We start from the raw sequence: 1,868 nt of genomic DNA, 5'->3' as shown, positions 1-1,868 counted from the left end.
TTCTCGAAGGGGTCCCAGTCGGAGCCGGCGTCGTCCTCGGCCTCGGGCAAAGCCTCGGCTCCGGCGGCCGCGAGAACCTCCGCCGGGGTTCTCACGTCCACGATCCGCGCCTCGGGGAAGGCGGCGAAGACCGCCTGGACCAGTGGATTTTCGCGGGCCTTTTCCTTTGCCGCCAGTGTCTTGGCGTCGCGCAACTCGGCGAGGGTCGGCGCGCCGCCGCCCGACACGACCGAGACGCCCCAGCGCACGCCGGTCCAGCCCTGCAACCGCGCCGCCAGCGTCGCGGCAAGGTCGCGGGGGGCATCGGCGGTGGGCTCGAACTCGATCCGGCCCGGCGCGTAGTGGACGAGGCGGAGGTGGTTTTCCACCTCCAGAAGCAGCTTCACGTCGCGGTTGGCGCGGATCAGTTCCACCACCGCGGGGAAGCTCGCGTAGCGAGCCAGCGCCACTTCGGGTGCCCGGGCCAGCGCGGTCGCGGCGCCAGACCCTGACGGCGCGACATTCACCTCGGCGCGCGGCACGGCGTTGGTGGTCTGGCTTGCTGGCGCGGGGGCGCGACCGGCCGGCGCGGCCGGCCCGGGGCCTTCGGCAATCCGGCGCAGCAGCTGCTCGGGGTCAGGCAGGTCGGCCACATGCGTCATGCGGATCACCGCCATCTCGGCGGCCATCATCGCATTCGGCGCGGCCGCCACTTCCTCGAGCGACTTCAGCAGCATTTGCCACAACCGGGTCAGCACGCGCATCGGCAGCGCGGCGGCCATGGCCTGCCCCCGCGTGCGTTCGTCGGGTGCGACGGTGGGATCGTCGGCCGCCTCCGGCGTGATCTTGATGACGCTGACCCAATGGGTGATCTCGGTAAGGTCGCGCAAGACGGCCATCGGGTCGGCGCCGCCGGAATACTGCGCGCCAAGTTCGGTCAGTGCCCCGGCCGCATCGCCCTTCAGGATCAGGTCGAAGAGGTCCATGACCCGGCCGCGGTCGGCAAGCCCGAGCATGGCGCGGACCTGGTCGGCGGTCGTCTCTCCCGCGCCATGCGAAATCGCCTGGTCGAGGAGCGAGGTCGCGTCGCGGGCAGACCCTTCGGCCGCGCGCGTGATGAGCGCGAGCGCATCGTCGGTGATCTGAGCGCCCTCCGCCGTGGCGATCTTCCGCAGAAGCGCCATCATCACCTCGGGTTCGATCCGCCTCAGGTCGAAGCGCTGGCAGCGGCTGAGGACGGTGACCGGAACCTTGCGGATCTCGGTCGTGGCGAAGATGAACTTCACATGCGCGGGCGGCTCCTCCAGCGTCTTCAGGAGCGCGTTGAACGCGTTGGTGGAGAGCATGTGGACTTCGTCGATGATGTAGATCTTGTAGCGTGCCGAGGCGGCGCGATAGTGAACGGATTCAATGATCTCGCGGATATCGCCGACCCCCGTCCGGCTGGCCGCGTCCATCTCCATCACGTCGACGTGGCGGCCCTCCATGATCGCCACGCAATGTTCGCACGTACCGCAGGGATCCGTCGTCGGGCCGCCGGCGCCGTCGGGGCCGATGCAGTTCATGCCCTTGGCGATGATCCGCGCCGTCGTGGTCTTCCCCGTCCCGCGGATGCCGGTCATGATGAAGGCCTGCGCGATGCGGTCGGCGGCGAAGGCGTTCTTCAGCGTGCGCACCATCGCGTCCTGCCCGACGAGGTCGGCAAAGGTTTCGGGCCGGTACTTGCGGGCGAGGACCTGGTAGCGGGTCCCTTGGGTCTCGGTCATGGCGCGCTCGGATTCGGGGCTCGGGCTAAGGTAGGGATGCGAACGGGCCGCGTCCACCCGTCACCACCCGTCGTTTGCCCCGGTCCCCGGACCGCAGCCGCGGCGGGGGTCGCTGTTCCCGGC

1 protein-coding gene is annotated in these 1,868 nt (G+C 70.0%); it reads right to left on the bottom strand.

Features of this window, described 5'->3' with window-relative positions; genetic code table 11:
* A partial coding sequence (locus Q0X16_RS00005) for a DNA polymerase III subunit gamma/tau (protein WP_297829186.1) occupies positions 1-1,745 on the bottom strand: 1,745 nt, incomplete at its 3' end.
* Positions 1,746-1,868: the final 123 nt, after the last annotated feature.

This window comes from Thermomonas sp., assembly GCF_025993755.1.
Classification (GTDB): Bacteria; Pseudomonadota; Gammaproteobacteria; order Xanthomonadales; family Xanthomonadaceae; genus Thermomonas.
The sequence above is the reverse complement of the archived record's forward strand: the minus strand, read 5'-3'. Positions and strand labels throughout refer to the sequence as shown.